The 22,502-nt window shown below is 52.1% G+C and carries 22 protein-coding genes; 8 read left to right on the top strand and 14 right to left on the bottom strand.

Going from position 1 to position 22,502, the window contains the following annotated elements:
• Window positions 1-118 precede the first annotated feature (118 nt).
• Both hutG and hutI read right to left on the bottom strand, forming a co-directional pair.
• A complete protein-coding gene (hutG, locus tag MES37_RS10450) occupies window positions 119-916 on the bottom strand; it encodes an N-formylglutamate deformylase (protein ID WP_121815434.1) in 798 nt (265 codons plus the stop codon).
• Complete coding sequence (gene hutI, locus MES37_RS10455; RefSeq protein WP_121815435.1) at window positions 900-2,129, bottom strand: imidazolonepropionase; 1,230 nt, start codon at window positions 2,127-2,129, stop codon at window positions 900-902. The genes hutG and hutI overlap by 17 nt, the downstream gene beginning before the upstream one ends.
• Window positions 2,130-2,334: 205 nt before the next feature.
• Between hutI and MES37_RS10460 the strand changes: the two genes are divergently transcribed.
• Window positions 2,335-3,699, top strand: coding sequence for a formimidoylglutamate deiminase (locus MES37_RS10460; protein ID WP_064547571.1), 1,365 nt, complete (start codon window positions 2,335-2,337; stop codon window positions 3,697-3,699).
• The gene (gene ves / locus MES37_RS10465) at window positions 3,699-4,244 is read left to right on the top strand and encodes an environmental stress-induced protein Ves (protein ID WP_064547570.1); all 546 of its coding nucleotides are present in this window, start codon (window positions 3,699-3,701) and stop codon (window positions 4,242-4,244) included. Before MES37_RS10460 ends, ves begins: the two co-directional genes overlap by 1 nt.
• Here ves and hutC read toward each other — a convergent pair.
• Entirely contained in the window at window positions 4,235-4,993 is a 759-nt protein-coding gene (gene hutC, locus MES37_RS10470) for a histidine utilization repressor (RefSeq protein ID WP_064547568.1), read from the bottom strand. The genes ves and hutC overlap by 10 nt on opposite strands.
• 160 nt (window positions 4,994-5,153) lie before the next feature.
• On the opposite strand from hutC, the gene hutH reads away from it, so the two are divergent.
• Complete coding sequence (hutH, locus tag MES37_RS10475; protein ID WP_121815437.1) at window positions 5,154-6,698, top strand: histidine ammonia-lyase; 1,545 nt, start codon at window positions 5,154-5,156, stop codon at window positions 6,696-6,698.
• Window positions 6,699-6,715: 17 nt separating this feature from the next.
• A complete protein-coding gene (hutU, locus tag MES37_RS10480; protein ID WP_237931270.1) occupies window positions 6,716-8,401 on the top strand; it encodes a urocanate hydratase in 1,686 nt (561 codons plus the stop codon).
• A gap of 4 nt (window positions 8,402-8,405) precedes the next feature.
• On the opposite strand, the gene yddG is transcribed toward hutU, so the two are convergent.
• Both yddG and nadE read right to left on the bottom strand, forming a co-directional pair.
• Window positions 8,406-9,296 (bottom strand): aromatic amino acid DMT transporter YddG, encoded by an 891-nt coding sequence (gene yddG / locus MES37_RS10485; protein WP_121815438.1) that lies wholly within the window; start codon window positions 9,294-9,296, stop codon window positions 8,406-8,408.
• A 94-nt stretch (window positions 9,297-9,390) separates the two neighbouring features.
• Window positions 9,391-10,215 (bottom strand): ammonia-dependent NAD(+) synthetase, encoded by an 825-nt coding sequence (gene nadE, locus MES37_RS10490; RefSeq protein WP_064547560.1) that lies wholly within the window; start codon window positions 10,213-10,215, stop codon window positions 9,391-9,393.
• A gap of 265 nt (window positions 10,216-10,480) precedes the next feature.
• Between nadE and osmE the strand changes: the two genes are divergently transcribed.
• Complete coding sequence (osmE, locus tag MES37_RS10495) at window positions 10,481-10,819, top strand: osmotically-inducible lipoprotein OsmE (protein ID WP_064547558.1); 339 nt, start codon at window positions 10,481-10,483, stop codon at window positions 10,817-10,819.
• 96 nt (window positions 10,820-10,915) lie between these two features.
• Here osmE and katE read toward each other — a convergent pair whose 3' ends face one another.
• On the bottom strand, window positions 10,916-13,174 hold the full coding sequence (gene katE, locus MES37_RS10500; protein ID WP_133522589.1) for a catalase HPII: 2,259 nt from the start codon (window positions 13,172-13,174) through the stop codon (window positions 10,916-10,918).
• Window positions 13,175-13,320: 146 nt separating this feature from the next.
• Here katE and cedA point away from each other — a divergent pair, with 146 nt between their 5' ends.
• Window positions 13,321-13,560, top strand: a complete 240-nt coding sequence (gene cedA, locus MES37_RS10505; RefSeq protein WP_064547621.1) for a cell division activator CedA — start codon at window positions 13,321-13,323, stop codon at window positions 13,558-13,560.
• Between the two features lie 75 nt (window positions 13,561-13,635).
• Here the strand turns inward: cedA and MES37_RS10510 are convergent, their stop codons facing one another.
• The 5 genes from MES37_RS10510 to hxpB form a co-directional block, all read right to left on the bottom strand.
• Window positions 13,636-14,322 carry a tetratricopeptide repeat protein gene (locus MES37_RS10510; RefSeq protein WP_064547554.1) on the bottom strand — a complete coding sequence of 229 codons (687 nt, stop codon included), beginning with the start codon at window positions 14,320-14,322 and terminating at the stop codon, window positions 13,636-13,638.
• Window positions 14,323-14,455: 133 nt separating this feature from the next.
• Window positions 14,456-15,847 carry an L-cystine transporter gene (locus tag MES37_RS10515; protein WP_064547552.1) on the bottom strand — a complete coding sequence of 464 codons (1,392 nt, stop codon included), beginning with the start codon at window positions 15,845-15,847 and terminating at the stop codon, window positions 14,456-14,458.
• A 133-nt stretch (window positions 15,848-15,980) separates the two neighbouring features.
• Window positions 15,981-16,571: a metal-dependent hydrolase gene (locus MES37_RS10520; RefSeq protein WP_064547550.1), complete on the bottom strand. Its 591-nt coding sequence runs from the start codon at window positions 16,569-16,571 to the stop codon at window positions 15,981-15,983.
• A gap of 114 nt (window positions 16,572-16,685) precedes the next feature.
• On the bottom strand, window positions 16,686-17,447 hold the full coding sequence (kduD, locus tag MES37_RS10525; protein ID WP_064547548.1) for a 2-dehydro-3-deoxy-D-gluconate 5-dehydrogenase KduD: 762 nt from the start codon (window positions 17,445-17,447) through the stop codon (window positions 16,686-16,688).
• Window positions 17,448-17,601: 154 nt separating this feature from the next.
• Entirely contained in the window at window positions 17,602-18,270 is a 669-nt protein-coding gene (gene hxpB / locus MES37_RS10530) for a hexitol phosphatase HxpB (RefSeq protein WP_064547546.1), read from the bottom strand.
• 166 nt (window positions 18,271-18,436) lie between these two features.
• On the opposite strand from hxpB, the gene MES37_RS10535 reads away from it, so the two are divergent.
• On the top strand, window positions 18,437-18,973 hold the full coding sequence (locus MES37_RS10535; RefSeq protein WP_064547543.1) for a YniB family protein: 537 nt from the start codon (window positions 18,437-18,439) through the stop codon (window positions 18,971-18,973).
• 34 nt (window positions 18,974-19,007) lie between these two features.
• Here the strand turns inward: MES37_RS10535 and MES37_RS10540 are convergent, their stop codons facing one another.
• From MES37_RS10540 to pfkB, 3 genes are all read right to left on the bottom strand, one after another.
• Window positions 19,008-19,868 carry a fructosamine kinase family protein gene (locus MES37_RS10540; protein WP_064547541.1) on the bottom strand — a complete coding sequence of 287 codons (861 nt, stop codon included), beginning with the start codon at window positions 19,866-19,868 and terminating at the stop codon, window positions 19,008-19,010.
• Window positions 19,869-19,970: 102 nt separating this feature from the next.
• Entirely contained in the window at window positions 19,971-20,261 is a 291-nt protein-coding gene (ghoS, locus tag MES37_RS10545; RefSeq protein ID WP_133522564.1) for a type V toxin-antitoxin system endoribonuclease antitoxin GhoS, read from the bottom strand.
• A 113-nt stretch (window positions 20,262-20,374) separates the two neighbouring features.
• The gene (pfkB, locus tag MES37_RS10550; RefSeq protein ID WP_064547538.1) at window positions 20,375-21,304 is read right to left on the bottom strand and encodes a 6-phosphofructokinase II; all 930 of its coding nucleotides are present in this window, start codon (window positions 21,302-21,304) and stop codon (window positions 20,375-20,377) included.
• A 288-nt stretch (window positions 21,305-21,592) separates the two neighbouring features.
• On the opposite strand from pfkB, the gene MES37_RS10555 reads away from it, so the two are divergent.
• Entirely contained in the window at window positions 21,593-22,351 is a 759-nt protein-coding gene (locus MES37_RS10555; protein ID WP_121815504.1) for a DUF481 domain-containing protein, read from the top strand.
• Window positions 22,352-22,502 lie beyond the last annotated feature (151 nt).

Raw genomic sequence — 22,502 nt, forward strand, 5'->3', positions numbered from 1 at the left:
ACCGGCGGTTTTTTTTTACCCGTCCTGCAACTCGAATTATTTAGGGTAAATATCTTAATCTTCAAATTTTTTGTAGGGTGGATAAGCGCAGCGTCATCCACCATTAACGACTCGCCACTCAGGCTATTTGCTGCGCACTACTCAACATCGAACGAATAAGCTGTTCGAGCAACGGTTGCAGTTGCTGCGCACGATCGCCGCGCCATGCGAATGGCGGCTGTTCATCCATATAATTGCACTGCGCCAGTTCCAGTTGCACCGCGTGGACCCCTTGAGCGGGTTGCCCGTAAGCACGGGTAATATAGCCCCCTTTGAAACGCCCATTCGCCACCCAGCTAAACTGTTTCTGCGAAGCCGCGCAAGCCACCAGATGCTCTTCAATCAGCTCATCACAACTCTTGCCACCGTTGGTCCCGAAATTGAGATCCGGTAGTTTCCCTTCAAACAAACGCGGAATCTGGCTGGCAATAGAATGCGCGTCAAACAACAGCGCGTAGCCATGCTCGGCTTTCATCCTTTCCAGCTCGCTTTGTAATTGCAGATGATAAGGCTGCCAGATATTGTCCAGCGCTGCTTTGCGCGACTGCTGGCTGGGTTCTTTACCGGGGATAAAAACCGGCGTTCCATCAAACAACGTTTCAGGATACAACCCGGTAGTGGCGGTGGTGTAGAGCGGTTTATCATCGGCGGGGCGGTTTAAATCGATAACCATGCGCGAATAGTTACCGCTAATCACGCTGCCGCCCAACGTATGGATGAAGTCATAAAGTTTTGGGATATGCCAGTCGGTATCTGGCAATGGTTTTGCTGCATCGCTTAACGCCGACTCAACTTCTGGCGTTAGAGCCGTGCCTGCGTGAGGAATGCTGATAAGGATCGGCAGTTTCCCTCGGCTGAAATTAAAAGGTGCTGTCACGTTTCTCTCCCTGATAAATCACGGTGCAGGGCAGTTGCCCCCCTAACCAATAGACCAGTTCTGCAGGACGCGCCACGGGCCAGTGCACAAAGTTAGCAACTTTCCCGCACTCAAGACTGCCGTGGCTTTCACGAATCCCCAAAGCCTGCGCGGCATGCAACGTCACACCCGCCAGCGCTTCTTCAGGCGTTAAGCCAAACAGGGTGCAGGCCATATTCAACATTAAACGTAATGAGAGCGCCGGAGAGGTGCCTGGATTCATATCACTGGCGACCGCCATCGGCACGCCATATTTTCGAAATGATGCCACTGGTGGCTGCTGTTTTTCCCGCAACAGATAAAATGCCCCCGGCAACAGCACCGCAACGGTATTGGCTGCGGCCATTGCTTGTGCGTCAGCCTCGGTGGCGTATTCCAGATGATCGGCAGATAACGCCTGGTAACGCGCCGCCAGGCTACTGCCTGCAAGAGCGGAAAGTTGTTCGGCATGGAGTTTTACCGGCATGCCTAAAGCGCGGGCGGCAGCAAAAACGGTTTCAGTTTGCGCGGGGCTAAAAGCCAGATGCTCGCAAAACGCATCCACCGCATCCGCCAGCTTTTCGGCGGCGACTCGCGGCAGAAGTTGTTCGCAGACTACTTCAACCCATTTGTCGCCATCGCCGCTGAACTCCGGTGGAATGGCATGTGCAGCAAGACAAGTGGCATACACTTCGACCGGCAATGTTTCGCCAAGTTTGCGAATCACGCGCAGCATTTTGATTTCGTTGTCGATATCCAGCCCATAGCCTGACTTAATTTCGACTGTCGTCACCCCTTCTTGCAAAAGCTGGTGCAAACGATGACGAGCCGAATTCAGCAGTTCATCTTCGCCAGCCTCGCGCGTGTTGCGCACCGTGGAGAGGATCCCACCACCTTTTGCGGCAATTTCTGCATAGCTCACGCCATTTAAACGCATTTCAAATTCAGCACTGCGATCGCCACCGAACACCAGATGGGTATGACAATCAATAAAACCAGGGGTCAGAATCCCGCCATCAAAATGGTGATGTTCCTGCGCCTTAATGGCAGGGAGTTCGTGACGTGCACCCAACCAGACGATTTTCCCTTGATGCACCGCGATGACACCGTCTTCAATCGTGTGGTACTGCCCGTCTTTCATAGTGACAAGCGATGCGCCACTCCACAGGCTGTCGCAGATGCGAGGGTAGGTCATGACATTCTCCACGTCAGGTTGTATAGACAATTGACTACAACCTAGCGCAGCATATTAAGTTGAGCAACCAGGTTGCGACTAAAGCACCGGACAACTGCTCATTTTGTTGTCCGTCACACAATTTTTTAGCAAACGATGAATTTGGATTGCGTCGGCATGAATTAATCGCTAAATCATTGTCATCGCAAAAGAAGGAATTAAAACTATGCCAGCATTTTTTGCTCCAGTGGTCATGCTCCCGCAAGGTTGGGGGCACAACGTGCGTATTAGCGTCAATGAACAAGGGACGATTACTCATGTCGAGGTTGGCGCGTCTGGGGAGAATGCCACGCTGCTGGCGGGCGTGGTGATTCCTTCTATTTCAAATTTACACTCGCACGCTTTTCAGCGGGTGATGGCCGGGCTGACTGAAGTGGCGGGCGACCCGCAGGACAGTTTCTGGACGTGGCGCGACATGATGTACCGCATGGTGCAGAAATTATCTCCAGAGCAAGTCGGTGCGATTGCCACGCATTTATATATTGATATGCTCAAGGGCGGTTACACACAGGTCGCTGAATTTCATTATTTACATCATGACGTTAACGGAAAACCGTACGCGTCTGGTGATTTGATGCTACAGCAATTGCTGCTTGCTGCCGATAACAGCGGAATAGGGCAAACGCTATTGCCGGTGCTGTATAGCCATGCGGGCTTTGGGGCGCAGCCACCACAACCCGGTCAGAAAAGATTTATTCAGGATGTCGACCGTTATTTGCGCCAGCAACAAGCACTGGGCACCGCATTACGTCGCTATCCGCATATTAATCACGGCCTGTGTTTCCACTCGTTGCGGGCGGTGACGCAAGAGCAAATGGAAGATGTCCTGGAAGCGAGCGACTATCGCTTGCCGGTGCATATCCATATTGCCGAGCAAGAAAAAGAAGTGAATGACTGCGTGGCCTGGAGTGGTGAGCGCCCGGTGGAATGGCTGTTTAACCGCTTTGCCGTCGATGACCGCTGGTGCCTGGTTCACGCCACGCATTTGTCGGCTGAAGAGTTGACCCAAATTGTCGAAAGCCGCGCGGTGGCGGGCTTGTGTCCGACTACCGAAGCGAATCTCGGCGATGGTATCTTCCCGGCGACGAATTTCATCGCCCAGGGCGGGCATTGGGGGATTGGTTCCGACAGCCATGTTTCAGTGAATGCGCTGGAAGAATTACGCTGGCTCGAGTACGCGCAGCGTCTGCGCGACAAACGTCGTAATCGCATCGTGTTGCCGGAACTACCGCAGGTTGGAGAAGTGCTCTGGCGCCAGGCGGCAGTAGGCGGAGCGCAAGCATGCGGGGTGACCATGGGGATGATAGCGCCTGGGCAACGTGCCGACTGGTTAGTGCTCGAACGCGATTCCTGGCTGGCAAATATTGCCGATTACGCGCTGATTAACCGCTGGTTGTTTGCTGGACGCAGTGACCAAATTAGAGATGTGTGGGTGGCTGGAAAACAGATAATTTCTGACCGGCAGCACCCGCTCGATGAACAAAGCAACACACAGTTTGCGCAGGTAATGCGCACCCTTCAGGAGTGGTGATGGAATTCTTTGATATACGGAAAGTGCCCGTCAGCTTGTGGCGAAACGGGGCCGGAGAAACCCGAGAAATTTGCTGCTTTCCGCCTGCAACGCGTGATTTCAACTGGCGTGCCAGTATCGCTTCAATCGCCAGTAGCGGCGAGTTTTCGGCATTCCCGCAGGTCGACCGTGTTATCACTTTGCTTGAAGGCGGCGAAGTCGTTCTGGATGCCGGAAAGGCGTTTCGTCACACCCTTAAGCACTTTCAGCCGTTTGCCTTTGCCGGTGATTACACCGTAAAAGCCGAGCTGAAACAGGGGATGTCGATGGATTTTAATATCATGACCCATCGTGACCGTTGCCGCGCCAAAGTGCGCGTTGCCGACCGCACATTCACCACTTTCGCCCCGCGTGGCGGCATTGTGTATGTGTTGAGTGGTGAATGGCAACTGGGTGACAAACTGCTGACGCCGGAGCAAGGCGCGTGGTGGCAAGATGGCCGCCACACTTTGCGCTTGCTGAAAACCGAAGGGAAATTGCTGTTTAGCGAAATCACTTACCTCTGACTACTGCTGAAACTCCCCACTAACTGATAACGCGTGCCCGGATACAACAGCCGGGCCACCGTCACCACCTGCGAATGGTGCCAGGTTCGCCGTTGAATCAACAGGCAAGGCTGGCTGGCAGTCACTTCGAGCAGCCCTTGCTGTGTTTCATCCGCCAGCACCGCTTCGACGATATGTTCGCCCGAGGTTAACGGCGCAACCTTGCTCAAATAATGGTGCGGGGTGATGGTGCGGAAATCTTGCTGTAAATAATCTGCGGCCAGCGCCGGATTCACATACCGCGTTTCAAGCTGTACCGCCATATCGTTATCGTAATGAACCAGTTGCGAATAAAACAGCGGCTCGCCAATGTTCACTGAAAAGGCGTGTGCCAGTTTTTCATCGGCTTGCACTTGTTCAAGTACCACGACCTGATTGCGATAATGGTGACCGCGCGCGGCTATCTCCTCGGCAATGCTGCCCACTTCCAGCATTGCGGTATGGCCTTTTTGCTCGGCCACAAACGTCCCGACGCCCTGCATCCGCACCAGCCAGCCTTCTCCGGTCAGCTCGCGAAGCGCGCGGTTGATGGTCATTCTGCTGACATTGAGCGCATTCACCAACTCAGTTTCCGACGGCACGCGCTGATGAGCAAGCCAGCTGCCGCTGCGAATCTGGCTAATAATCGCCTGCTTAACCCGCAAGTAAATCGGCGCGGGCAAATCACTGATAGCGGCGCGTAGTTGGGCAAGAGGCTGCGTATCTGACATCAACGGTTCCTTAAAAATGGCATTTTGCGGTGAAAGCGGGATCTCGCTCACTGTTCAATAAAAATTACCTATTACCTGCTGGCGGTCATTTGGGTTTATTCGTTAGGTTGTCTATACAACCATATACGTTCATATGAATTGATGCCATCAGGATGTCGCTATGTCACTGCAAAAAAAGCTGTGTTGTCTTACTCCGGGGCGCGTAACGCTCGCCACTCTGCGTGAAATCTACCACGGAAGCGTCACTCTAAGCCTTGATCCGCAGGCGGTTGATGCTGTCGTGAAGTCACAACAAACCGTTGAAGCCATCGTCAACCAAGGCGATGTGGTTTACGGCATTAATACGGGTTTTGGCAAACTGGCGCAAACCACCATTGCCAAAGACCATTTGGCTGAACTGCAACGCAATCTGGTGCTTTCGCACAGCGTTGGGTTAGGGAAACCGTTGCCAGATGACGTGGTACGCCTGGTGATGGCGAGCAAAATTATCAGCCTGGCGCGCGGCCATTCCGGTGTGCGTATGAACGTTATCGACAGCTTATTGCGCCTGTTTAATGCCGGTGTGATGCCGGTTATTCCGGAAAAGGGTTCGGTTGGCGCATCGGGCGATCTCGCCCCGCTGGCCCATCTTTCGCTGATGTTACTGGGCGAAGGAAATGTGCGTATTAACGGCGAAGAAATACCAGCCGTTGCCGGGCTAAAAATGGCGGGCGTCGAGCCGTTAGTGCTCGGGCCAAAAGAGGGGCTGGCGTTACTCAACGGCACCCAGGTTTCGACGGCGCTTGCGCTGCGCGGCTTGTTCGAAGGCGAGAAAGTCTTTGGTGCAGGGCTGGTGGCGGGGGCGTTATCGCTCGAAGCGATTAAAGGTTCGGTAAAACCGTTTGATGCGCGCATTCACGAAGCGCGTGGGCAAACCGGGCAAATTGATGTTGCTGCCGCTGTCAGAGCGTTGCTGGCAGACAGCGAGATTGTCGATTCCCATCAACACTGCGGGCGTGTGCAAGACCCGTATTCCATTCGCTGTGTGCCGCAAGTGATGGGCGCATGCCTCGATAACCTGCGCCACGCGGCACGAGTGCTGCAAATCGAAGCCAATGCCGCATCCGATAACCCGCTGGTGTTTAGCGAAACCGGTGAAGTGATTTCTGGCGGCAATTTCCACGCCGAGCCGGTGGCCTTTGCCGCCGATATTATCGCGCTAGCGGTAGCTGAAATCGGCGCGATTTCCGAGCGCCGTCTGGCATTGTTGCTGGATACCGGGCTTTCTGGCTTGCCGCCATTCCTGGTGAAAGAGGGCGGAATTAACTCCGGCTTTATGATTGCCCAGGTCACCGCCGCTGCACTGGCATCGGAAAACAAATCGCTGGCGCATCCTGGCAGCGTTGACAGCTTGCCAACCTCGGCCAACCAGGAAGACCACGTTTCGATGGCGACTTACGCTGCTCGCCGCCTGGGTGACATGTGCTTCAACACCGCCGCTGTGGTGGGCATTGAAGCGATGGCAGCCGCGCAGGGCATCGAGTTTTCACGCCCGTTGCGCAGCTCACCACTCATGGAGCAGGTGTTCAACGGTGTGCGTGAGCGCGTCGCCTTCCTCGAGAAAGATCGCTTACTGGCGCCTGATATTGAAAGCATGCGCCAGTGGGGTGCCAGCGGTGAGTTGCCTGCTGTGATTACTCAACTGTTTCCTTCTACATCGGCCTGAAGCCGGGAGCCACTACAATGACTGAATCTGTAAAACAGGCGGTAGCCCGCACGGTACGCGCTCCACATGGCAACACATTACATTGCGAAAACTGGTTGATCGAAGCGGCTTACCGCATGATCCAGAACAACCTTGATCCTGATGTGGCAGAGCGTCCGGAAGATCTGGTGGTGTACGGTGGGATCGGCAAAGCGGCACGAAACTGGGAGTGTTTTGAGCAGATCCTCGCTTCGCTACGCAGCCTGAAAGCCGATGAAACGCTGTTGGTGCAGTCCGGTAAACCGGTGGGCATTTTCCGCACCCACGCCGATGCACCGCGTGTGCTAATCGCCAACTCCAACCTGGTGCCACACTGGGCGACCTGGGATCATTTCCACGAACTCGATAAAGCCGGGCTGATGATGTACGGCCAGATGACTGCCGGCTCGTGGATTTACATCGGTGCGCAGGGCATCGTGCAGGGGACGTTTGAAACCTTCGCGGAAGCCGGACGCCAGCATTACGGTGGCGATTTGCGCGGCAAGTGGATCTTGACTGCGGGACTCGGTGGTATGGGTGGCGCACAACCGCTGGCAGGCGTGTTAGCGGGCGCTTCGGTGCTGGCGATCGAATGCCAGGAGTCACGTATTGATTTCCGTCTGCGTACCCGTTACCTGGATTACAAAGCAACCAATCTTGACGAAGCGCTGGCAATGATCGAGCAAGCCAATGCGCAGAAAAAAGCGATCTCGGTTGGGCTGCTGGGTAATGCAGCAGAACTGGTGCCTGAACTGGTTAAACGCGCCAAGGCGGGCGGCATTAAACCAGACATCGTCACCGATCAAACTTCGGCTCACGATCCGGTCAACGGCTATTTGCCGCTGGGCTGGACAGTTGAACGCTGGCAGAGCGAGCGCACCACACAGCCAAAAGTGGTCGAGAAAGCGGCGCGTGAATCGATGGCGGTGCACGTTCAGGCCATGCTCGATTTCTGGGAGATGGGCGTGCCGACGGTGGATTACGGCAACAATATCCGTCAGGTGGCATTCGATGAAGGTGTAGAAAATGCCTTTGATTTCCCGGGCTTTGTTCCGGCCTACATTCGCCCGCTGTTCTGCGAAGGAAAAGGGCCATTCCGCTGGGTGGCGCTGTCGGGCGATCCGCAAGATATTGCAAAAACCGATGCCAAACTCAAAGAGCTGTTCCCGGATAACCAGAATCTGCATCGCTGGCTGGATATGGCGCAAGAGCGTATTGCCTTCCAGGGATTACCGGCGCGTATTTGCTGGCTGGGGCTGGGAGAGCGCCATCGTGCAGGGCTGGCGTTTAACGAAATGGTGCGTAACGGTGAGTTAAAAGCGCCGGTGGTGATAGGCCGTGACCATCTGGACTGCGGTTCGGTGGCGTCACCAAACCGTGAAACCGAGTCGATGAAAGATGGCTCTGATGCGGTTTCCGACTGGCCGTTGCTCAACGCACTATTAAATACGGCTGGTGGTGCGACATGGGTCAGCCTGCACCACGGCGGTGGCGTGGGGATGGGCTTCTCGCAACACGCCGGAGTGGTGATTGTTGCTGATGGCACACCGGAAGCGGAAGTGCGCTTAGGCCGCGTATTGTGGAATGACCCGGCAACGGGCGTGATGCGTCACGCCGATGCCGGTTATGAGAGTGCCATTGAGTGTGCGAAGCAGCATGATTTGAAGCTGCCGATGGTGAAATAAAGCGTTAACCATAACGGCGGGTTGCTAGCCAACACAGCAGTGACCCGCCAACCACCATACTGACTCCCTGCCAGAATCCCCAACCCGGATGTAACCCCAACCACAAACTGGCGATTAACGCCGAAAGCACTGGCGTGAAATACGATGCGGTTGCCAGCAACGTCATATTGCCGCGCTGAATGCCATGGTTCCATGCCGAATAGGCCAGCGCAGTCGATGCACCCATAAATAGCAATTGCAGCGTGGCAGGCAGCGTAAAGTGAATCGGCGCTTCGTTAACGAAGGCAAACTTCACCCACAATACCAGCGCGGTGGCGCAGAAAAACAGCGACACGCCATTTTTCCCGTCACTCCAGCGGCGCGTAATATTGCAGTACAACGCCCAGATTAGCGCGGCGGCGAAAGCGAGGCTGTAAGCCAGCGGGTTGTCGAGAATGTTGTGCCACATCTGTAGCACCGACCAGTCGCCATCGCCTTTCATCACCTGAACGATGCCCGCAAGGGAAAGCGCAAGTCCTGGCCATAACCATAAATTGCTGCGTTGTTGATTGATAAACAGCGCCAGTAAAATGGTCAGGCTCGGCCACAAATAGTTAATCATCCCCAGTTCCAGCGACTGGCTGCGGTTGTGCGCCAGCCCGATAGCCAGCGCGAGGCAGATTTCATAGCTGACGAATAACCCGCCGCCAATCCACAAATAACGAGTCGGGATTTCGCGGATTTTCGGTAAACCACGCGCCAGGCACAAGCAGACCGCGCTAACGGTATAAATTAGCGCGGCACCGCCAACCGGGCCAAAGTGTTCGCTGATGCTGCGTAATAAACCAACCGAGGTGCTCCAGAGGAGGATCGCCAGCAGCCCAAAGGCGGTGGCGCGTTTTGCAGAGCTGTCCATGTGTATCCAGAGTGGTATTGGCGGATGGCGCTGCGCTGGGAAAACCCGTTGTAGGTCGGATCGCAGCGTCACCCGACGCTATTTTCAGAAATGGCTATTTCCAGAAATCGTCAAACACCGTGATGGGTGTGCGGCGTTTGTGTTCGGTTTTCAGATACCAGCCTTCGATGATTTTGCTGGTGGCATCGTCCAGAGTTTTACCTTCCAGATAATCGTCAATCTGTTCGTAAGTCACGCCCAGTGCGGCTTCGTCCGGCAGAGAAGGGCGGTCGTCTTCCAGATCGGCGGTTGGCGCTTTCTGATACAAGTGTTCCGGGCAACCGAGTGTTTTCAGCAGCGCTTTGCCCTGGCGCTTGTTGAGGCGGAAAATTGGGTTGATGTCAGTGCCACCATCGCCGTATTTGGTGAAGAAACCGGTCACCGCTTCAGCGCCATGATCCGTTCCCACCACTACGCCTTTGGTCATTCCCGCAATGCTGTACTGGGCTTTCATGCGCTCACGGGCTTTTTCGTTGCCACGGATGAAATCGCTCAGTTCAATACCCGCTTCACGCAGCGCCTGTTCGCTTGCCAGCACCGCACCTTTAATGTTCACGGTTAATACGCGATCGGGCTGGATAAAGGTGATGGCGTCCTGGCAGTCTTGCTCATCAGCCTGCACGCCGAATGGCAAACGGACGGCGATAAACTGATAGCTGTCGTCAGCGGTTTCCTGGCGCAATTCGCTAATGGCGAGTTGGCACAGTTTACCGGTCAACGTGGAATCCTGGCCGCCGCTAATACCCAGAACCAGAGACTTAATAAACGGATAGGTTTTCAGATACGATTTCAGAAAATCGACACTGACACGAATTTCGTGTTCGGCATCGATCTGTGGTTTAACCCCTAGTGCCTGGATAATCTCTTGTTGCAGAGCCATTTAACCCTCCGGTTGCGGTGTGCCTGCGCGCGCAGGCAGCCATAGTCATATTTGTTAAAACTACCCGTTTGTCGGTAAAACGACAAGACTCATGCGATCGCTCCGGAATCATTTGACGCGATTTAGAGCGATTTGGCGCTAACCTGATGTTATGTCGGGTAATCCTAAATTTTGTTCATTTGGTCTGAATAGTTGAAAAAACCGCTTTTATATTCCAGGCTTATCTAACACGTTTAAGCAATTCCCTGAAAAACGAGGATAAAATATGAACAAGAATTTTGCGGGTTTTTTATGTGCAGCAGCGGTTATGACTATGCTTGCGGGTTGTACTGCCTACGACCGTACCAAAGATCAGGTCGCCACGCCGGTCGTGAAAGACGTGAAAAAAGGCATGAGCCGTGAGCAAGTGCAGCAGATTGCCGGTAAACCTTCGTCAGAAGTAACCATGATTCATGCGCGTGGGACTTGCCAGACTTATATTCTTGGCGAACGTGCAGGCAAAACCGAGACTTACTTTGTTGCACTGGATGACACCGGGCATGTGATCAACTCCGGCTATCAGACTTGTGCCGAGTACGATACTGACCCACAGACCAAGAAATAATATTGTAGTTTTGTCGGATGGCGCTACCGCTTATCCGACCTACGAAATGCAGTTGTAGGGTGGATAAGCGCAAGCGTTATCCACCTTTTTTTTGGGTTAAGCCGGAATATGCCCAACCTTATTATGCCGGGACCAAACCCGATGTGCGGCGAGTAGTGTCAGGAATTCATCGGTAAATAAATTCGTGACACTGTCACCTTCTATGACGCCTTCCTCGCCCTGGCTATCAATGCCCAGTTTGGTTTTAAACTGGCGGGCATCTCCGGCTAGGCCAATCACCTTCAAGTGTTTATAGGCTTCCAGTAAATAATATGTCGCGTCGCCATTGCTCAGAATGGTTTGCAGATCGCCTCCCGGCACTATCACGGCGTCGACACTGACCGATGGCGAACCGGCAAAAGTAGCGCCAATCGGCAGTAAAGAACCGTCGTCCGCGCTCACTTCGCCCATGCGCGAGAACAGCAGTTTGCTATGCACTCCCTGAGCTTTCAGCGCCTGCATCACCGCCAGAACATCTGCCGCATTGGCCTTCTCACTGAGTAGAATCGCCACCACGCGGCCTTTCACCGAACCACTTGGCACCGCATACAGACTCAGGCTGGGGTCTTTCTTCAGGCCGTTGACATCTTTCGGTGGCGCAACGTGCATTTGCTCGTCGGAAAGCTCAATTCCGAGATTTTCAGCAACCGGTTGGGCGAGTGAAATATCAATGTGCGTCAGGTGATCCAGCACTCTTTCGCGGATATACGGTCTTGCCACTTTGGACAATTCAAAGCTAAAGGCGCTGATAATATGTTGCTGTTCGACTGGCGTTTGGCTTTGCCAGAACAGCCGCGGCTGCGAGTAATATTCACCAAACGATGGGCTGCGTTCGCGAATCTTATGTCCTTCAACCCGCGTTTGATAACTCTCAAAGCCGCCACGTTTCGGCCCCGGAGGCGTTTCGCGCGGCCAGTTATCGTTAATGGAGTTCGGTTCGTAATTGGCAGGATTGCTGTCAATATCCATGCGGTGCATGCCATCACGCTGGAAATTGTGATACGGGCAGGTGGGGCGGTTTATCGGGATTTCATGGAAATTCGGGCCACCCAGGCGGCTGATTTGTGTATCGGTGTAGGAGAATAAGCGCCCCTGCAACAACGGGTCATTACTGAAATCAAGCCCCGGAACGATATGCCCCGGATGGAATGCCGCTTGTTCGTTTTCGGCAAAGAAGTTATCCGGATTACGGTTGAGCGTCATTTTGCCCACCAGATGGACTGGAACCAGTTCTTCCGGAATCAGTTTGGTCGGGTCTAACAAGTCAAAATCATATTTGAATTCGTCTTCTTCAGGGATTAATTGCAGCCCCAGTTCGTATTCCGGAAAATCGCCGGCTTCAATAGATTCCCATAAATCACGGCGGTGGAAGTCAGGGTCGCGGCCCGTTAGTTTTTGCGATTCATCCCACACCAGCGAGGCTTTACCGGCGGTCGGTTTCCAGTGGAAGCGCACGAACGTCGCTTTGCCTTCGGCATTAATCATGCGGAAAGTATGAATCCCGAAACCTTCCATGGTGCGATAGCTGCGCGGCAGGCCGCGGTCAGACATCGCCCACATGACGTTATGCAGGGTTTCAGGTTGCAGGGAAACATAATCCCAGAAGGTGTCGTGGGCGCTGCCACCTTGCGGGATTGCCCAGTGTGGCTCTGGTTTTACCGCGTGGACGAAATCGGGGAATTTATGTGCATCCTGAATAAAGAATACCGGCGTGTTGTTGCCGACTAAATCGAAAATACCTTCGTCGGTGTAAAACTTGGTGGCGAATCCGCGGATATCACGCACGGTATCGGCTGAACCTGCACCGCCCTGCACGGTAGAAAATCGCACAAAGACCGGGGTGATTTTGTCGGGGTCTGAAAGGAAATCTGCTTTGGTAATTTCTGCCATATTCTTATAGGGCTGGAAGTAACCGTGAGCCGCAGAACCACGAGCATGGACGATGCGCTCGGGGATACGCTCATGGTCGAAGTGGGTAATTTTTTCCCGCAGGATAAAATCTTCCAGAAGCGTAGGCCCGCGCGTACCGGCACGCAGTGAGTTTTGGTCATCGGCAATGCGCACACCTTGATTGGTGGTAAGCGGGAAGTTTTCTCCATCTTTGCGATGTACATCGAGGGATTTCAGTTTTTCGTTGGAGGTATCCGGGCTTTTATAACTTCCTGCAGCGGTAGGTTGCGCTCCTGGTGAACTGGGGTCGGTGGAAGGGCGGTGAGAACCATCTTCAGGTGCCAGAGAATCCATACCAGGCTTTGATTCATTGGCGTCATGTATTGGTGCACTGTGAGTTAAAGGATGTTTATTGTGCGTCGACATTGAATATTACCCCTTTAGTTAAAGCTGTTTTGTCGGGCAAAACAGCTTTAACTATAGAACAAGGTCATCTCAACGCGAGACGTGGAGGGGCGTTCTCCGTTATCATAGCGAAGTTACTCCTCAATTTAGTTTTGATTCCATTGCCTATGAAACCTTTGCGCCAACCGAATACTCGCCCTGTTCTTACGTATCAACCACGCGTTGAACCCGTACCACCGGCTCATGCGTGGCGAGTTGAAGGATTTAAAGACGTGTGGATGCTGCGTAATCGCTATGTGGCTTTTGTGCTGGTGGGAGATGCGTTCCGTCAGTCGCCGCCATTTACATTACCAGAGTCAGCGCAGCGTTGGGCGATGCAGGTAAGAAGTGAGAATGATGTAGGCTGATCTATCCTTCATCCTTCAAGTTGCAGGGGTGTTGGCTGCAACTCGAATGCTAACGGGTATCGAATGACGGCGGTTTTACCCGCCGTTACTGATTTCTTCAAACTCTTCGCAGCCGGTATCAAACCCTTCCGTGCAACTGACGTTCAGCCAATGCAATGCTTTCTGTTTATTGGTCGCGATAAAGCCTTTTTCACCATTTAAAAACAGCATTCCTGCCCAGTATTCGGCATAACCCGTGCGGGAAAGTGCCGAGCTGCGCTTGAACCAGAATGCCGCTTTGTCATCGTCTTGCACCACACCCACGCCATTTGCGTACAGCATGCCGTAAAACATTTGGGCATCGACCGCTGAGTCACTCTCAATGTCCTGTGAGGCGCTTTCCAGTAACTGCATGGCTTTCGAATAATCGGGCTTGCCCGCCTGGGTGTTCACCAGAATACGTGCCAGAACCACGCTTCCTGGTTTACTGCCGTGGGCGACGGCCTGTTCGGCTAACGATTTTGCCTGCTGGTAATCGCCATTTGCAGGATCATGGATTTTGAGTTGGGCCAGCAGAGCCATAGCATCGGCGTCACCCTGGGCCGCTGATTTTGCCGCCCAGCTTTCCGCTTGCTGATATTCGCCCGCACTGAAAAGGGTATCGGCAAGGTAAAACTGGGCGCGGCTGTCACCTTCCTGCGCATGTTGCAGGTAGGGGCTGTCCGGTGTTTCAGCCCACGCCGATGAGAGACACAACAGCAATAAAAAATAGAGTCGTTTCATAGAGAGAAGAGGTCCGTAGGAGACAATTTTATTTTGGCACCCTTTTGGGGCGCTCTATTTTATCAATAAAAAACGGCTCCCTTTTCAAGGAGCCGTTGTATTGTCGCAGATTCTACGGTGGTTTAGCTACTGCTTAGCGATGTGCCAGTTCGGCTTCTTCGTCGCTATTGAGTATTTCTTTATCGGTTTGTTTCATCAACTGGCTGGTGATGGTACCTGCCGTCATGGAACCGCTGACGTTCAGCGCGGTACGGCCCATGTCGATAAGCGGTTCAACCGAAATCAGCAATGCCACCAGCGTGACCGGCAAGCCCATGGCTGGCAGGACAATCAGGGCAGCGAATGTTGCACCACCACCGACACCCGCAACGCCTGCGGAGCTTACGGTGACAATCCCGACCAGTGTGGCAATCCAGACTGGATCCAATGGGTTGATACCGACGGTTGGCGCGACCATCACGGCCAGCATCGCTGGATACAGACCCGCACAACCGTTCTGACCGATGGTGGCCCCAAACGACGCGGCAAAGCTGGCGATGGACTCAGGCACACCCAGACGGCGAGTTTGAGCTTCAACGTTCAATGGAATACTGGCTGCACTGGAGCGGCTGGTGAAGGCAAAGGTCAGCACAGGCCAGACTTTGCGGAAGTATTTCAGCGGGCTCACACCGTTGACAGCCAACAGAACCGCGTGCACGCCGAACATAATTGCCAGACCGAGGTAAGAGGCCACCACGAAACTACCGAGTTTGATGATGTCTTGCAGGTTTGAACCAGCAACAACTTTGGTCATCAGCGCAAGAACACCGTACGGCGTCAGTTGCATGACCAGACGCACCAGTTTCATGACCCAGCTTTGCAGCGTGTCAATCGCAACCAGAACACGCTCGCCTTTTGGCGCATCGTCTTTCAGTAGTTTAAGAGCTGCTACACCGAGGAACGCGGCGAAAATCACCACGCTGATGATAGACGTTGGGTTAGCCCCTGTCAGGTCAGCAAACGGGTTCTTCGGCACGAATGACAGAATCAGTTGCGGTACGCTGAGGTCAGCCACTTTACCCACATAAGTGGTTTCGATTGCGCTCAGACGAGCGGTTTCAGCGGTGCCTTGCACCAGGCCTTCAGCCGTCAAACCAAACAAGTTGGTGACCAGCACGCCGACCAGCGCTGAAATCAGCGTGGTAAACAGCAATGTCCCGATGGTCAGAACGCTGATTTTGCCCAGAGAAGAGGCGTTATGCAGACGTGCCACCGCGCTCAGGATAGAGGCAAATACCAGCGGCATGACGATCATTTGCAGTAATTGAACATAGCCGTTACCGACAACGTTAAACCACTGAATAGACTGTTTCAGTACCGGACTGTCTTCGCCATAAATGGTGTGTAATGCAAGGCCAAAGACCACACCGATCACCAGACCAAGCAGTACTTTTTTTGCCAGACTCCACTGTTTGTGGCGAGTTTGTGCCAGCAACAGCAATAGAATAACGAACACGATAACGTTCGCTATGAGTGGAAAATTCATCCCCGTATCTCCTGAGTATATTTTAAACAGATGGACTGATTGCCACCTTTATTCTGTAAAGCGTACCAGAACCCTGGAGTTACTCTTATATTCAAAAGGAATTGATTATTACAATTAGAGCTATTTCGTTTAATTATTGTTCCAGGTGGTTATTTAAAAAACTATTAAAGGTCATTTGCAGCGAAATTATCATGTGCGATGACCAGCGCACCGCGCTGTTATCGGGCACACTTTGCGGCATCCACACGGCCAGACCAAACAACACCATGCACAAGGCACGTTCCAGTTGATTACCTTTTTGCGGCCTGATGATGGGAAAGCGAAAGCGCCAACGGCAGGGCCAAAGGAGTGGGACACCCGCAGGAGTGAGCATATCTGCCAAAATATGGCTTAAGTAACCCAACACCATGCCTTGAAGGGCATCGGCGGGAATCACCCAACTTTCGGGGACTTTGAGATAGAACAGTGCAAGGCTTGCGAAGACGGCAAATAAGCTGTGGGTAAAGCCCCGATGGCCGCAGGCGCGGGCAATGGGTTTGGAAAACCACGGCAAGCGTTGACCGAGAAATGACTTTGGGTGGTCAATATCAGGCAGCAAACAGGTCAGGATGGCTGAAGGCACAATATGCCACCAGTCTCCTTGAGCAAGCACAGGCGTGAGTTCGGCGTTTTTAGCGAATACTGCACAGGCAATGGAAAAAAGAAGGTGACCTTCCGCCGTCATGATACTACCTGGATGAAAACTGTCGATTCATACAGTATAGGGTTTTTATACAGTAGACGGAAGAGGTGACGGCGTAACATTTTGCAACCGCCGGATTCCCCGGCGGCGTGTTGTTTAGCGGGCTAACCAGCCTCCGTCGACGGCAATGGTGTAACCGTTGACATAATCGGAAGCACTGGAGGCAAGAAACACCACCGGGCCTTGCAGATCGGCAGGAACACCCCAACGACCCGCGGGAATTCGCTCGAGGATTTCATGGCTGCGGACTTCATCATCACGCAGTTGTTGAGTGTTGTTGGTTGCCATGTATCCCGGCGCGATCGCGTTGACATTGATATTATGTTGCGCCCATTCATTTGCCAGCAGGCGCGTTATGCCAAGCACGGCACTTTTAGATGCGGTGTAAGACGGGACTCTGATACCGCCCTGGAAGGACAACATGGAGGCGATATTAATAATCTTGCCGCCAGTGCCTTGTTTAATGAACTGTTTTGCCACCGCCTGAGAGAGAAAGAATACTGATTTAATGTTCAGGTTCATTACGTCGTCCCAGTTTTTCTCGCTAAATTCCAGCGCATCTTCCCGGCGAATGGTGCCTGCGTTATTTACAAGGATATCTATTTTCCCCATTCCTGCCACGGCCTGCGCAATGATGTCAGGGATCGCGTCTTGTTGGCTTAAATCTGCCTGGATGGCGAGAAAACGGCGATCCAAATCTCGCACTTTTTGCGCCGTTTCATGCGGGATTTTGCGGTTTACGCTGACGATGTCACAACCAGCCTCGGCAAGGCCAATCGCCATTCCCTGACCCAGTCCTGTATCGCATCCCGTGACAACAGCGACTTTGCCTTGCAGATTAAAAGCATCGAGAATCATAGTTACTCCGGTATCCGGAAAAGCGCATTTGCGCGTGTCTGTAAAGAGTAGATACGGGAGGGGGGAAACTCAAATATTTTTGAAATACTGTTTTAAAAAATTAGATGTCGGTATGGTTTTGAGAATGATGCGGGGAGCCCCGCATCGTAATAAATTAGCCAATCAGGTGTTCGGCGCGTAATTCACTCAGCGAAGACAACTTCACATTTGCCAGGCACCAGCGCACGTCGTCACGGTTTTCTTCTGCGGGAACCACAATAGAACGCATGCGTGCGGCTTTGGTGGCAACCATGCCATTCACGGAGTCTTCAAGCGTTACACAGGCGAGCGGGTCAACAGCCAATTTAGCAGCGGCATCCAGATAAACCTGCGGATGGGGCTTGCTGTAAGGCAGATGTTCTGCCGAGGCGATGGCATCAAACTGGGAACGTAAGTCGAACATTTCCAGCACACGCTCAAGCATATGTGCAGGTGAAGCAGACGCTAAACCCACTTTCAGACCTTGCGCTTTACATAAAGCGACAGCTTCACGCACACCAGGCAAAATCGGACGCGTCTCTTCAATCAGGGCAATGGCGCGAGTAATCACGCGGTTTGTCACTTCCTCACGAGATGGACCGTTCCACGGTTGTTTGGCAAACCACAGGTCAACAACCAGGTCGATACGCAAACCCAGCGTGTCAGGGAGTTCAGAGCGGCGGGAAATATCCACACCAACGCTAGCCAACACTTCCAGCTCGGCTTTGTCCCATAATGGTTCAGAATCAATCAGTAAACCGTCCATATCAAAAATCGCAGCTAAAATTTGGCGAGTCACAGCCATGTTTCGACTCCTGTCGGTGTGCATTACAGTTAAGATTACTTATCAATAGCTGGAATTTTCGCTTGTTGCCACTGCTTTGTGAGAATCGCCCGTAAAGCTCAGGCGAAATCCCCCCGGAAGAGGTAAACTTTGTGCGTGTAAGTTACGTCTTAACCAAGGGGAACGAATGACGTATCAACAAGCTGGACGCATTGCCGTACTCAAACGTGTGGCTGGCTGGGTAATTTTCATCCCGGCGATGATTTCAACACTGATATCAATTCTTAAGTTCATGTATGAACACAGCGAAAAGCAGGCGGGGATTAATGCTGTCATGCTGGACTTCGCACATGTCATGATTGAGATGATGCGTTTTAATACGCCATTCTTAAATTTCTTCTGGTACAACTCGCCACAACCTGACTTCCATCAACAGGCCAATATTCTGTTTTGGGTGATCTACATGCTGATCTTTGTCGGTCTGGCATTGCAGGGATCTGGCGCGCGAATGAGCCGCCAGGCGAAGTTTCTGCGTGAAGGGGTAGAGGATCAGTTGATACTGGAACAAGCCAAAGGCCCCGAAGGGTTAACCAAGGAACAAATCGACGCGAAAATCGTGGTGCCGCGACACACCATTTTCCTGCAAATATTCCCGCTCTATATTTTACCCATCATTATTATCGTTATCGGTTATTTCTTCTTTTCTTTGCTCGGCTTCATCTAGAAAAACGCCACTCCAATAGGGAGTGGCGAATTATTCATGCTGCCAGAACGCGTTCCAGCGCTTTTTGCGCGGTGACTAGATGTTGACCGCCGAATAGAATCGCGCGGTTAAGCAAAGTATAGAGTTGATAAATAGGCTGGCGCTCAAGGAAATCTGTAGGAAGAGGGGAAACTGACTGGTAACCGTCGTAGATTTGCGGTGGTTGATCCGGATGCAACGGTAACATTGCCAGGTCGCACTCTCTGTCACCCCAGTAACAGGCCGGATCGTAGATAAATGGCCCATCGGTACCCATCGCGCAATTTCCTGACCACAAATCGCCATGCAGTAATGAAGGCTGCGGTTGATGGGAGGCAAGAACCTGATGCACAAAATCGACGATCAGGTCGATGTCGCCAAACTGAATCCCTTTTTCAGCCGCCAGTTCAAGCTGCCAGCCAATGCGTTGCTCTGCAAAGAATGTTGACCAGCGGCGTTGCCAGGCATTGGGCTGTGGAGTGGTGGAAAGATCATTATCAAAATCGAGCCCAAATTGCGGCTGTTCACTCCACTGATGTAGGCGCGCGAGTTGTTGCCCCAACAAGAAGGCGTTGTGGGCATCCAGGGGTTTAGCGGGCATATATTCAAGGAGCAGGAAACTGTAATCCCTATCGCTGCCTACCGCCCAGACTTTCGGTACGCGCACTGTGTTGCTGCGTGCGAGTAGTTCAAGTTGATCGGCTTCGGCGGTGAAGATGGGTAACAGCTCGCGAGTGTCGCTTTTGACAAAAATCTCATGACCGGCATAGTGAATTCGCCAGGCAGCATGAATTTCCCCTCCGGGTAATTCAGTGCGTTGTTCAATTTCAGCGCTACCGAGTTGTTCACTTAACAGACGACTTATGGCTTGCCACATAATGCTTCTCTCCAGGTTATCTGGTAGATCATTAGTTTATCGCTGTTAACCGGGTCAAACTTCGAACTAACGCACATCCCCGGTCAGGAGTTTTAAACCAGGCTATTGACTCTCTTGTCGCCAGCTATCCCAGGTGGTGATTGAAACTTCTGGCTCTATTCCCAGCGCCAGTTTAGCGAGCCCACGGGCAAGCTCTTCAACTTCAGTCTGCTCTAATGTACTTATCAAGCCGAATGAGTTGCTGCCTAATTCGTGAATTTTCCCTTCGTCATCGGTAAAGGTGAGTAAAAAACCTCCACGAGTCAGCGTGTTATTCAGTTCGTTAAGGTCCGTGAGATTGTGCTCCTTGAACTTTAATGTGACAACATAACGCTCAATGTCTCCGCTACTCATGGTTCACCCCATTGTTATCCCGAAGGTTTTAGCATAGTTGATCTGCACAAAATGGCGACATTTGCCGTCGTGGCGAACCGCCCCGAGCAGGGCGGCCTGTTAACTCAGTCTTGTTAACTGCATAAGTAGTCGTAGATTTTTTGGGTATTTTCCATGGAGCACAAACGGGTGCCGTGATTGAGTGTGGCGGCACTCCCGGCGGCGACACCGAATCGGACCATATCAAGTAGTGGGGCATTTTCAGCTAGTTTTAGCGTCATCGCGCCGACCATGCTGTCTCCGGCACCCACTGTACTTTGGCTTTTCACTGGCGGTGGTACCACCTGAACAGAACCATTAGCATCTACGCCCAATGCGCCCTGCGGACCAAGCGAAACGACCACGCGTTTGGCTTTTCCGCTATCAACGATTTCCTGAGCTGCCTTACGCACATCGTCAGGTTGTGTGAGGTCGCGATTGACTAATGCACTGAGCTCTTTTTGGTTAGGTTTCACCAACTCAATATTGCCGATTTCCAGAGTCGCTTTGAGCGCTTCGCCTGAACTATCAACGATGCAGCGTATCCCGGATTTTTGGGCCGCTTTGACTAACCCGCAGAGTTTCGAAACATCAATACCTGGTGGAAGACTGCCGCTGATAACCAGAATGGAGCCCGCTTCAATAGTGAGGACTTTTTCTTCCAGGCGGCGAAACTCATCATCGGTAAGGGCCGCACCTGGCATCACAAAGCGATACTGCTCACCGGTAGACTCGGCGTGAACATGCAAGTTTTGCCGCGTCCAGTCGTGAGCATCTACGGTATCAATGGCAACATGTTCATCTAAAAGCAGATTGCTAAGGTGTTCGCCTGTCGCACCACCGGAAGGAAAAATGGCAGTTGCTTGCCCGCCGAGGTGGGCAATCGCTCGCGCAACGTTAATTCCACCACCGCCTGGTTCAAATACCGGAGCGGTGCACCGTAGTTTACCTTCGGGATAAATTTGTGCTGTCAGTGTTGCGCTGTCCAGAGAAGGGGCAAGTGTCAGTGTGTAAATGCGTGTCATATATCCTCCTTAATTTAGCATTGGGATAAAGCGTAGCACTGTTTAGGCAAGAGAATGTCAATTAACACCATGATTTATCAAATAATTTGTAAAATAACCCTACGCACTATGTTTATGAAAATTAAGATGTTTTAAGAGCTCTCTTATTCAAAAAATGAAAGAAGAATTCATTGCTATGTTATTCGAGCTTTTTTATAATTTGTTACCTTTCTTGGCTCATAAATATTTGATCCACAGAAAAGATTCCGGAACCTTGATGGTTTCTTTTTATGTTGTACGGACGATTAAATGAATTTTGTTAAGACAGTACCGGCTGCAATTTTGCTGACCGGAAGTGCGCTATTGAGTCACTTTGCAATTGCAGATAATTCGGTTTTCACTGTCATGGATGACCCAGCCACCGCAAAGAAACCGTTCGAAGGTAATCTGAATGCAGGCTACCTTGCACAATCAGGTAACACCACCAGCTCCTCGCTGACCGCTAACTCCAACTTGACCTGGTACCAAACGGCAACCGCATGGTCACTGTGGGGCAATGCAAACAATACCTCGTCTAATGATGAACGCTCTTCTGAGACTTATTCCATCGGGGGCCGTAGCCGTTACAACATGACTGACAGCGATTACCTGTTCGGTCAGGCGAGTTGGTTAACTGATCGGTATAACGGTTATGACTCAAGGGATGTACTGACTGCTGGTTATGGTCGCCAGTTCCTTAATGGCCCAGTGCACAGTCTGCGTTTGGAATTTGGTCCTGGTGTACGTTATGACGAGTATACCGATGGTGGTCATAAGACTCAGCCGTTGGGCTACGCATCAGGTATTTATAACTGGCAGTTAACCGATAACGCCAAATTTATCCAGGGCGTGTCTGTACTGGGTAGCGAAGATACGACGGTAAACTCTGAAACTGCGCTTGAAGTTGCAATCAATGAGCACTTTGGTTTGCGGGTTGGCTATAACGTCACCTGGAACTCAAATCCGCCAGATTCTGCACCTGAACATACCGACAGACGTACTGCAGTGACTCTTGGTTATAAGATGTAATTGATTAAGCCGGGTCATTCCCGGCTTTAAACCCATCACTTACTTAAGTTTAGCTTCTGTTGATGTGCTTCTTTGCCGCTATCATTCATTGCACTGGAATGTTTTGGAGCGAATTGTTTTATTTTTATCCATGTCGCTAATATTATTTTGG

The sequence above is a fragment of the Buttiauxella sp. S19-1 genome, assembly GCF_022134725.1.
GTDB lineage: Bacteria > Pseudomonadota > Gammaproteobacteria > Enterobacterales > Enterobacteriaceae > Buttiauxella > Buttiauxella ferragutiae.

What these genes read in the sequence shown, in the direction of transcription:
- hutI (WP_121815435.1), bottom strand. Translation starts at nt 2,129, where the DNA reads ATGACCTACCCTCGCATCTGCGACAGCCTGTGGAGTGGCGCATCGCTT.
- MES37_RS10460 (WP_064547571.1), top strand. Translation starts at nt 2,335, where the DNA reads ATGCCAGCATTTTTTGCTCCAGTGGTCATGCTCCCGCAAGGTTGGGGG.
- ves (WP_064547570.1), top strand. Translation starts at nt 3,699, where the DNA reads ATGGAATTCTTTGATATACGGAAAGTGCCCGTCAGCTTGTGGCGAAAC.
- hutC (WP_064547568.1), bottom strand. Translation starts at nt 4,993, where the DNA reads ATGTCAGATACGCAGCCTCTTGCCCAACTACGCGCCGCTATCAGTGAT.
- hutH (WP_121815437.1), top strand. Translation starts at nt 5,154, where the DNA reads ATGTCACTGCAAAAAAAGCTGTGTTGTCTTACTCCGGGGCGCGTAACG.
- hutU (WP_237931270.1), top strand. Translation starts at nt 6,716, where the DNA reads ATGACTGAATCTGTAAAACAGGCGGTAGCCCGCACGGTACGCGCTCCA.
- yddG (WP_121815438.1), bottom strand. Translation starts at nt 9,296, where the DNA reads ATGGACAGCTCTGCAAAACGCGCCACCGCCTTTGGGCTGCTGGCGATC.
- nadE (WP_064547560.1), bottom strand. Translation starts at nt 10,215, where the DNA reads ATGGCTCTGCAACAAGAGATTATCCAGGCACTAGGGGTTAAACCACAG.
- osmE (WP_064547558.1), top strand. Translation starts at nt 10,481, where the DNA reads ATGAACAAGAATTTTGCGGGTTTTTTATGTGCAGCAGCGGTTATGACT.
- katE (WP_133522589.1), bottom strand. Translation starts at nt 13,174, where the DNA reads ATGTCGACGCACAATAAACATCCTTTAACTCACAGTGCACCAATACAT.
- cedA (WP_064547621.1), top strand. Translation starts at nt 13,321, where the DNA reads ATGAAACCTTTGCGCCAACCGAATACTCGCCCTGTTCTTACGTATCAA.
- MES37_RS10510 (WP_064547554.1), bottom strand. Translation starts at nt 14,322, where the DNA reads ATGAAACGACTCTATTTTTTATTGCTGTTGTGTCTCTCATCGGCGTGG.
- MES37_RS10515 (WP_064547552.1), bottom strand. Translation starts at nt 15,847, where the DNA reads ATGAATTTTCCACTCATAGCGAACGTTATCGTGTTCGTTATTCTATTG.
- MES37_RS10520 (WP_064547550.1), bottom strand. Translation starts at nt 16,571, where the DNA reads ATGACGGCGGAAGGTCACCTTCTTTTTTCCATTGCCTGTGCAGTATTC.
- kduD (WP_064547548.1), bottom strand. Translation starts at nt 17,447, where the DNA reads ATGATTCTCGATGCTTTTAATCTGCAAGGCAAAGTCGCTGTTGTCACG.
- hxpB (WP_064547546.1), bottom strand. Translation starts at nt 18,270, where the DNA reads ATGGCTGTGACTCGCCAAATTTTAGCTGCGATTTTTGATATGGACGGT.
- MES37_RS10535 (WP_064547543.1), top strand. Translation starts at nt 18,437, where the DNA reads ATGACGTATCAACAAGCTGGACGCATTGCCGTACTCAAACGTGTGGCT.
- MES37_RS10540 (WP_064547541.1), bottom strand. Translation starts at nt 19,868, where the DNA reads ATGTGGCAAGCCATAAGTCGTCTGTTAAGTGAACAACTCGGTAGCGCT.
- ghoS (WP_133522564.1), bottom strand. Translation starts at nt 20,261, where the DNA reads ATGAGTAGCGGAGACATTGAGCGTTATGTTGTCACATTAAAGTTCAAG.
- pfkB (WP_064547538.1), bottom strand. Translation starts at nt 21,304, where the DNA reads ATGACACGCATTTACACACTGACACTTGCCCCTTCTCTGGACAGCGCA.
- MES37_RS10555 (WP_121815504.1), top strand. Translation starts at nt 21,593, where the DNA reads ATGAATTTTGTTAAGACAGTACCGGCTGCAATTTTGCTGACCGGAAGT.